Genomic DNA, 8,335 nt, shown 5'->3' on the forward strand with positions numbered 1-8,335 from the left:
GCTCGGCCGGCGCCGCGGGCTCGGCGGGCGAGGTGCTCGCGCCGTACCTGCACGCGCGGGCCAATGACTTCCTGCGGGCGTTGCGACTGCACACCGAGAGCAACGGCACCGACACCTCCGGCACGGAGGAGGCCGCCCGCGCCCTGCGCGCCGCCGCCCGGCGCATCGGCGGGACGCTGCACACGTTCCGCCCGCTCCTGGACGGGGCGTGGGCGGACGGCGTGCGCACGGAGCTGGCGTGGCTGTCCGGCACACTCGCCCAGGAGCACGCCTGCACCTCCCGGCTGGTCCGCCTGGTGGACGCGCTGTCCCGCCTGACGGGCGGCGGCAGCGACATCCCGGCGCCCAGGGCCTCCGGCCACGGCACCGACCGGGCCGCCGCGACCGCCGGCGGCGAGGCCATGCGCCTCGGCGCGGCGAAGGCGGGCGCCCTCCTGGAGCGGCAGCTCACCCTGGCCCGCACCCGGGCGCACTCGGCGGCGCTCCAGGCCCTGGGCTCGTCCCGGTTCCACGCCGTGGCGGACGCGGTGGCCCTCCTGGCCTCCGAGGTCCCGCTGGGCCCCGTCGCCAAGTCCCCGGCGGCCGAGGTGCTGGCGCCGCCCGCCGAGCTGGTGGAGCACCGGCTCCGGGACGCGGTCGGGGCGCTGCCGATGAGCCCGGCGGTGGGCGGCGAGCACCAGGACGCCCCGTGGCACCAGGTGCGGCTGCTGCTGCGCCTGCACCGGTACGCCCAGGAGGTACGGTCCGCCCCGGCGCCCGAGCTGTACGAGGCGGGCGCGGCGCTCGACCGGCACCGGGACGCCGCCGAGGCCGCCGCGGCCGCCGCCACCGCGGCCCGCACGCCGCGGATCGCCCCGGCGACGGCGTACGCCCTGGGCGTGCTGCACGCGGACCAGCGCCACGAGGTGGACGCCGCCCGCTCCGCCTTCCACCACGCCTGGCACCGCACCCCGGTGACGGCACCATGACCGGCGCGAACGACGTCGGCGCGAACGGCGGCGCGGACGACGGCGTGAACGACGTCGTCCAGGCCGCGGGCTGCGTCCTGTGGCGCAGGTCGCCGCAGACCGGCGCCCTGGAGATCTGTCTGATCCACCGCCCCAAGTACGACGACTGGTCGCTCCCGAAGGGCAAGCTCAAGCGCGGCGAGACCCTCCTGGCGGCCGCCCTGCGCGAGGTCCGCGAGGAGACCGGCCACACCTGCGCGCCCGGCCCCCGCCTCGGCACGCTCGCGTACACGGCGAAGGGCCGCCCCAAGCAGGTCACGTACTGGTCCGCCGAGTCCACGGGCGGCACGTTCACGCCGAACGCCGAGGTGGACCGTATCGTCTGGCTGCCCCCGGACGAGGCCCGCGCCCGCCTCAGCCACCCCACCGACAGACCGCTGATCACGGCCCTCCTCAGCACCACACCCGCCCGCTGACCGGGCCGCGGACGCCCCCATGAGGGCCGCGCCCCGCCGGACCGCACCGGGGCTTTCGGCACGATTCACCTTCCGTTCACTCTCCCCCGTCGGCGGCTTCACCTGATCTGCCTAATTTCGGCCGTGCATGGTGACCGGCACACCGCCGCACCACCCACCCCGACACACGCTGCCGTACAAGCGTCCTCATGAGCTCCACGACCTCGTGCAGGCCGACAGGGCCGGCGGTTACTGGAAGGAACACCCGAAAGTGAAGCTTCATCGCAAGACCGGGCTTCGCGCCACCGCGCTCGGCGCCCTCGCCGTCTCCGGCGCCCTGGTTCTCACGGCGTGTGGTTCGGACGACAACACCAGCCCGAACAGCGAGAAGAAGACCGCCGCCGCGTCGAACATCGACTGCGGCGACGCCAAGGGCCAGCTCCTCGCGGCCGGCTCCTCCGCCCAGAAGAACGCCATGGACCTGTGGGTGAAGAACTTCCAGGCCGCGTGCGAGGGCGTCGAGGTCAACTACCAGCCGATCGGCTCCGGCGGCGGCATCACCAAGTTCAACCAGGGCCAGGTCGCCTTCGCGGGCTCCGACTCCGCCCTGAAGGAGGACGAGGTCACCGAGTCGCAGAAGATCTGCAAGACCGGCAAGGGCATCAACCTCCCGATGGTCGGCGGCCCCGTCGCCATCGGTTACAAGCTGGACGGCGTGGACAGCCTCGTCCTCGACGCGTCCACCATCGCCAAGATCTTCGACTCGAAGATCACCAAGTGGAACGACCCGGCGATCGCCAAGCTGAACCCGGGCGTCACCCTCCCCGACACCGCCATCCAGGCGTTCCACCGCTCCGACGAGTCGGGCACCACGCAGAACCTCGGCAAGTACCTCTCCGAGGCCGCCCCGGCCGACTGGAAGCACGACCCGAAGACGAAGTCGTGGCCCGCCGCCGGCGGCCAGGCCGCGAACGGCTCCTCCGGTGTCGCCTCCGCCGTCAAGGACACCAACGGCGCGATCGGCTACTTCGAGCTGTCCTACGCGACCGCCAACAACATCAAGGCCGTCAAGCTGAACACGGGCGCCGCCCAGCCGGTCGAGGCCACCACCGAGAACGCCTCCAAGGCCATCGCCGCCGCCAAGATCAAGGGCACCGGCAACGACCTGGCCCTGTCCCTCGACTACAAGACCAAGGCCGAGGGCGCCTACCCGATCATCCTCGTCACCTACGAGATCGCCTGCGACAAGGGCAACAAGGCGGAGACCCTGCCGACCCTGAAGGCGTTCCTCAACTACACCGCCAGCGAGGAGGGCCAGAAGGTCCTCTCCGACGCGGGCTACGCCCCGCTCCCGGCCGAGATCGCAGCCAAGGTCCGCGAGATCGTCCCCACCCTGTCCTGACCGACCCGTGAGGCCGGCTCCCACAGCCGGCACACCGCCGACGAGTCCACCCGACCCGTCCGACGACACTGACCGAGGCCGCCCGGCCCGCCCCCTCTCCCCGCGGCTCCCCCCGCGGGGAGAGGGACACCGACCGGGCCGGGCCGGCCCCGGTATCCGGTGCACCGCCGCCAGGAGCCCCCGGGCTCCGCAGACCGGAGATCCTCAGATGGCAACAGCCACCAGCAACGCAACCCCGCCGCCCCCGCGGCACGACGACATACAGCCCCTCAAGAGCACGGCGCCGTCCCGCGCCGGGGACAAGATCTTCCTCGGCATGTCCCGCGGCTCCGGCATCGCCCTCCTGGTGATCATGGCCGCGATCGCGGTCTTCCTCACCTACCGGGCGGTGCTCGCCATCTCGCAGAACGAGGGCAACTTCCTCACCACCTCCGAGTGGAACCCGGCCGGCAACCCGCCGGTCTTCGGCATCGCCGTCCTCGCCTTCGGCACGATCGTCAGCTCGGTCATCGCCATGGCCATCGCCGTGCCGGTCGCCATCGGCATCGCGCTGTTCATCTCGCACTACGCGCCGCGCAAGCTGGCCGCGCCCCTCGCGTACGTCGTCGACCTCCTCGCCGCCGTGCCGAGCATCATCTACGGCCTGTGGGGCGCGATCTTCCTCGTCCCGTACCTGGACGGCCTCAACAAGTGGCTCGACCAGTACATGGGCTGGACGTACATCTTCGACAAGTCCGGCGAAGGCGTCGCGCGGAACATGTTCACCGTCGGCATCCTGCTGGCGATCATGATTCTGCCGATCATCACCAACGTCACCCGCGAGGTCTTCCTCCAGGTCCCGCGCATGCACGAGGAGGCCGCCCTGGCCCTCGGCGCGACGCGCTGGGAGACCATCCGCATGTCGGTGCTGCCGTTCGGCCGCTCCGGCATCATCAGCGCGTCCATGCTGGGCCTGGGCCGCGCGCTCGGCGAGACGATGGCCGTCGCCGTCGTCCTCTCCCCGAGCTTCGTCATCTCCGGGCACCTCCTCGACCCGGGCGGCGGCACGTTCGCGCAGAACATCGCCGCCAAGTTCAACGAGGCCAACGAGTACGGCCGTGACGCGCTGATCGCCTCCGGTCTCGTCCTCTTCGTCATCACGCTGCTGGTCAACGGCGCCGCCCGATGGATCATCGCGCGCCGTAAGGAGTACTCGGGGGCCAACGCATGAGCCACGTCATCCAGGACAAGCGTCCCGTGACCGCCCCCGCGCACCGGCAGTCGCCCCTCTCCCACGCGCGCATGCCGCGCTGGGCGCCGGCCGCCATCGCCGCCGGCTCCATCGCCGCGGGCGTCGGCGTCGGCCTCGCGGCCGGCTGGGAGAGCCGCGTCCAGTGGGGCATGATCGCCGCTCTGGTGTTCGTCGCCGCGACGTACGCGATCACCACGAAGGTCGAGAACGCCCGCCAGGCGAAGGACCGCGTGGCGACCAGCGTCGTCTGGGTCTGCTTCATCCTCGCGATCGTCCCGCTCGCCTCCCTCGGCTGGGTCACGATCAGCAAGGGCCTCGAAGTCCTCGACGGGTACTTCCTCACCCACTCGATGAACGGCGTCCTCGACGCGGAGATGGGCGGCGGCGTCTACCACGCGCTGCTCGGCACCATCGAGCAGGTCGCCATCGCGGCCCTCATCGCCGCCCCGATCGGCCTGCTGACCGCGATCTACCTCGTCGAGTACGGCAAGGGCAGGCTGGCCCAGGCCGTGACCTTCTTCGTCGACGTCATGACGGGCGTCCCGTCCATCGTCGCGGGTCTGTTCATCCTCGCCACCTGGAATCTGATGCTGGGCTTCGGGCCCTCCGGCTTCGCCGGCTCGATGGCGCTCGCCATCCTGATGATGCCGGTGGTCGTCCGCTCCACCGAGGAGATGCTCAAGCTCGTCCCGAACGAGCTGCGCGAGGCGTCCCTCGCGCTGGGCGTGCCGAAGTGGAAGACGATCATCAAGGTGGTCCTGCCGACCGCGATCGGCGGCATCACCACCGGCGTCATGCTGGCGGTCGCCCGTATCACCGGCGAGACGGCCCCCGTGCTGCTCCTCGTCTTCGGTACGAAGCTGATCAACCCGAACCCCTTCGAAGGCGCCCAGGCGTCGCTCCCGCTCTACGTGTACGAGCAGTACGCCGTCGGCACCGACGCCGCCGTGGCCCGCGCCTGGGCCGCCGCGCTCGTGCTGATCGCCTTCGTCATGCTCCTCAACCTGGTGGCCCGCGGCATCGCCCGCTGGAAGGCCCCGAAGACCGGCCGCTGACCGCGGCCACCTCTGGAAGTGAATTGATATGGCCAAGCGAATCGACGTCAGCGGCCTCTCCGCGTACTACGGCGCCCACAAGGCGATCGACGACATCTCGATGACCGTCGAGCCCCGCTCCGTGACGGCCTTCATCGGCCCGTCCGGCTGCGGCAAGTCCACGTTCCTGCGCACCCTGAACCGGATGCACGAGGTCACCCCCGGCGGCCGCGTCGAGGGCAAGGTGATGCTGGACGACCAGAACCTGTACGGCAAGGACGTCGACCCGGTCGCCGTGCGCCGCACGGTCGGCATGGTCTTCCAGCGCCCGAACCCGTTCCCCACCATGTCGATCTTCGACAACGTGGCGGCGGGCCTGCGTCTGAACGGCAAGTACAAGAAGAGCGAGCTGAACGACATCGTCGAGCGCTCGCTCAAGGGCGCCAACCTCTGGAACGAGGTCAAGGACCGCCTCAACAAGCCGGGCGCCGGCCTCTCCGGCGGCCAGCAGCAGCGCCTGTGCATCGCCCGGGCGATCGCGGTGGAGCCGGACGTCCTCCTGATGGACGAGCCGTGCTCGGCCCTCGACCCGATCTCCACCCTCGCCATCGAGGACCTGATCGGCGAGCTGAAGGAACGCTTCACGATCGTGATCGTGACGCACAACATGCAGCAGGCCGCCCGCGTCTCCGACCGCACGGCGTTCTTCAACCTGGCGGCCGTCGGCCAGCCCGGCAAGCTCATCGAACTCGACGACACGGAGCGCATCTTCTCCAACCCGTCGGTGCAGGCGACCGAGGACTACATCTCGGGCCGCTTCGGCTAGGCACCGTCCTCGGTTCCTTGCGGTGCTGCATGGCGGTGCCACCGCAAGACGAAGGGCCCGCCCCCACTCCCAGGGGGCGGGCCCATTCGGTGTCATGGGTCAGCCGAACAGCAGGTTCACCGAGAAGAAGCTCACCGCGGCCACCACCGCCGCCGCAGGCATCGTGATGAACCAGCCGAGAACGATGTTCTTGGCGACCCCCCACCGCACCGCGTTCACCCGCTTCGTCGCCCCCACACCCATGATCGCCGAGGTGATCACATGCGTCGTGGAGATCGGCGCGTGGAACATGAACGACGCCGTGTACATCACCGACGCCGCCGTCGTCTCGGCGGCGAACCCCTGCGGCGGGTCCAGCTCGATGATCCGCCGCCCCAGCGTCCGCATGATCCGCCACCCGCCGGCGTACGTACCCAGCGACAGCATCAGCGCACTCGCGACCTTCACCCACAGCGGGATCGGGTCCCCGGCCTGCTCGACATCCGCGATGACCAGGGCCATCACCACGATGCCCATGGTCTTCTGCGCGTCCTGAAGGCCGTGCCCCAGCGCCATGCCCGCCGCGGACACGGTCTGCGCGATCCGGAACCCGCGCTTGGTCTTGTGCGGCCCCGCCTTCCGGAAGATCCACATGATCGCGGCCATCACCAGATAGCCGACGATGAGCCCCACGAAGGGCGACACGAACATCGGGATGACGATCTTCTCGAGCACCCCGCCCCAGATGACCTCCGTGCCCCCCGCGAGCGCCGCCCCCACCATTCCGCCGAACAGGGCGTGCGAGGACGACGACGGCAGCCCGAAGTACCAGGTGATCAGGTTCCAGGTGATCGCCCCGACCAGTGCGGCGAAGAGGATCCCCATCCCCTTCTCACCCGTCGGCGTGGCGATCACGCCCTCGCTCACCGTCTTGGCGACGCCGCTGCCCATGAACGCACCGGCGAGGTTCATCACCGCGGCCATGACCAGTGCGGCCCGCGGGGTGAGGGCCCTGGTCGACACCGATGTGGCGATGGCGTTCGCCGAGTCGTGGAAGCCGTTGGTGTACGTGAAGAAGAGCGCGACCCCGACGGTCACGACCAGCGCAAACGTATCCACAGGGGGTCAGGACTCCTTGACGGCGATGGTCTCCACCGTGTTCGCCACCTTCTCGAAGGCGTCCGCGGCCTCCTCCAGCACATCGACGATCTGCTTGAGCTTGAGCACCTCGATGGCGTCGTACTTGCCGTTGAAGAGGTGCGCCAGCAGCTTGCGGTGGATCTGGTCGGCCTGGTTCTCCAGCCGGTTGACCTCGATCCAGTACTCCGTGAGGTTGTCCATGGTCCGCAGGTGCGGCATGGCCTCTGCGGTCAGCTCGGCCGCCCGCGCCAGGACCTCGATCTGCTGCTCGACGCCCTTCGGCAGTTCCTCGATGTTGTAGAGGACGACGAGGTCGACGGCCTCCTCCATGAAGTCCATGATGTCGTCGAGCGACGACGCGAGGGCGTAGATGTCCTCGCGGTCGAAGGGCGTGATGAAGGAGGAGTTGAGCTGGTGGAAGATCGCGTGGGTGGCGTCGTCGCCCGCGTGCTCGGCCGCCCGCATGCGCTCGGCGATGTCGGACCTCCCGGACGCTTCCGCACCCAGCAGTTCCATGAGGAGCTTCGATCCCGTGACGATGTTGTCCGCGGACGCGGCGAACATGTCGTAGAAGCTCGTCTCCCTGGGGGTCAGACGAAAGCGCACGTGGGGTCCCTCGGGTGCGTGGAAGTCGGTCAGGCTGATGCTAGGCGCATCATCTGGCCACGGCTAAGCGGCGTTCTTCAGTGTCGCCCATGAGGCACAGTGAACAGAACCGACCCCGCACAATCCCCCGGGGATCGGTACCATATACCCACGAGGGGTATACAGACCCTTTGTGGACAACGGGAGGACGAGATGACGACCACCGAGGCGGCCGGCCTTCCGGTCACGGAAAAAGGCACGGCGCACGGCGCCGCCCACGGTGAGCACGATCACGGTGTGCACGGCTACCACCAGCAGAAGGACGAGCACCTCAAGCGGCTCCGCAGGATCGAGGGCCAGATCAGGGGCCTGCAGCGGATGGTCGACGAGGACATCTACTGCATCGACATACTCACCCAGGTCTCCGCGTCCACGAAGGCCCTGCAGTCCTTCGCGCTCCAGCTCCTGGAGGAGCACCTGCGGCACTGTGTCGCGGACGCGGCGGTCAAGGGCGGGGACGAGATCGAGGCGAAGGTCGAGGAGGCCACGAAGGCCATCGCCCGCATGATGCGCACCTGACCGGAATTCGCCGGTTGCGCACCGCGCGGCCGGCCCTCAGCGCGGCCGCGCCCCGCCCGGTTCGCCTGACGCGCGGGGCCGGCGTACGCACCCGGTCGGCGCCACACGCCCCGTCGGCGCCACACGCCCCGTCGGCGCCACACGCCCCGTCGGCGCC

General features: G+C 70.0%; 9 protein-coding genes. 7 read left to right on the forward strand and 2 right to left on the reverse strand.

Translation table 11 applies throughout. The features are described from left to right. The 6 genes from HTZ82_RS11765 to pstB all read left to right on the forward strand — a co-directional run. Nucleotides 1-968 (forward strand): CHAD domain-containing protein (locus HTZ82_RS11765; RefSeq protein ID WP_175409290.1); only part of this gene is annotated, 968 nt, incomplete at its 5' end. Next, nucleotides 965-1,423 (forward strand): NUDIX hydrolase, encoded by a 459-nt coding sequence (locus HTZ82_RS11770; RefSeq protein WP_175409291.1) that lies wholly within the window; start codon nt 965-967, stop codon nt 1,421-1,423. The genes HTZ82_RS11765 and HTZ82_RS11770, both read left to right, overlap by 4 nt. A gap of 250 nt (nt 1,424-1,673) precedes the next feature. Then, entirely contained in the window at nt 1,674-2,804 is a 1,131-nt protein-coding gene (gene pstS, locus HTZ82_RS11775) for a phosphate ABC transporter substrate-binding protein PstS (RefSeq protein WP_175409292.1), read from the forward strand. Between the two features lie 208 nt (nt 2,805-3,012). Next, entirely contained in the window at nt 3,013-4,014 is a 1,002-nt protein-coding gene (gene pstC / locus HTZ82_RS11780; RefSeq protein ID WP_175409293.1) for a phosphate ABC transporter permease subunit PstC, read from the forward strand. Continuing rightward, entirely contained in the window at nt 4,011-5,090 is a 1,080-nt protein-coding gene (gene pstA, locus HTZ82_RS11785) for a phosphate ABC transporter permease PstA (RefSeq protein ID WP_175409294.1), read from the forward strand. The genes pstC and pstA overlap by 4 nt, the downstream gene beginning before the upstream one ends. A 28-nt stretch (nt 5,091-5,118) precedes the next feature. Continuing rightward, a complete protein-coding gene (gene pstB, locus HTZ82_RS11790; protein ID WP_175409295.1) occupies nt 5,119-5,895 on the forward strand; it encodes a phosphate ABC transporter ATP-binding protein PstB in 777 nt (258 codons plus the stop codon). A gap of 99 nt (nt 5,896-5,994) precedes the next feature. Here pstB and HTZ82_RS11795 read toward each other — a convergent pair whose 3' ends face one another. Further along, complete coding sequence (locus HTZ82_RS11795) at nt 5,995-6,993, reverse strand: inorganic phosphate transporter (protein WP_175409296.1); 999 nt, start codon at nt 6,991-6,993, stop codon at nt 5,995-5,997. A gap of 6 nt (nt 6,994-6,999) precedes the next feature. After that, complete coding sequence (locus HTZ82_RS11800) at nt 7,000-7,620, reverse strand: DUF47 family protein (protein ID WP_175409297.1); 621 nt, start codon at nt 7,618-7,620, stop codon at nt 7,000-7,002. A gap of 192 nt (nt 7,621-7,812) precedes the next feature. On the opposite strand from HTZ82_RS11800, the gene HTZ82_RS11805 reads away from it, so the two are divergent. Next, a complete protein-coding gene (locus HTZ82_RS11805) occupies nt 7,813-8,178 on the forward strand; it encodes a metal-sensitive transcriptional regulator (RefSeq protein ID WP_175409298.1) in 366 nt (121 codons plus the stop codon). Nucleotides 8,179-8,335 lie beyond the last annotated feature (157 nt).

This window comes from Streptomyces sp. TRM64462, from assembly GCF_013362995.1.
In the GTDB taxonomy this organism is placed as follows: domain Bacteria; phylum Actinomycetota; class Actinomycetes; order Streptomycetales; family Streptomycetaceae; genus Streptomyces.

Coding starts and splice junctions, on each gene's coding strand:
- HTZ82_RS11770 (WP_175409291.1), top strand. CDS start 965: ATGACCGGCGCGAACGACGTCGGCGCGAACGGCGGCGCGGACGACGGC.
- pstC (WP_175409293.1), top strand. CDS start 3,013: ATGGCAACAGCCACCAGCAACGCAACCCCGCCGCCCCCGCGGCACGAC.
- pstA (WP_175409294.1), top strand. CDS start 4,011: ATGAGCCACGTCATCCAGGACAAGCGTCCCGTGACCGCCCCCGCGCAC.
- pstB (WP_175409295.1), top strand. CDS start 5,119: ATGGCCAAGCGAATCGACGTCAGCGGCCTCTCCGCGTACTACGGCGCC.
- HTZ82_RS11805 (WP_175409298.1), top strand. CDS start 7,813: ATGACGACCACCGAGGCGGCCGGCCTTCCGGTCACGGAAAAAGGCACG.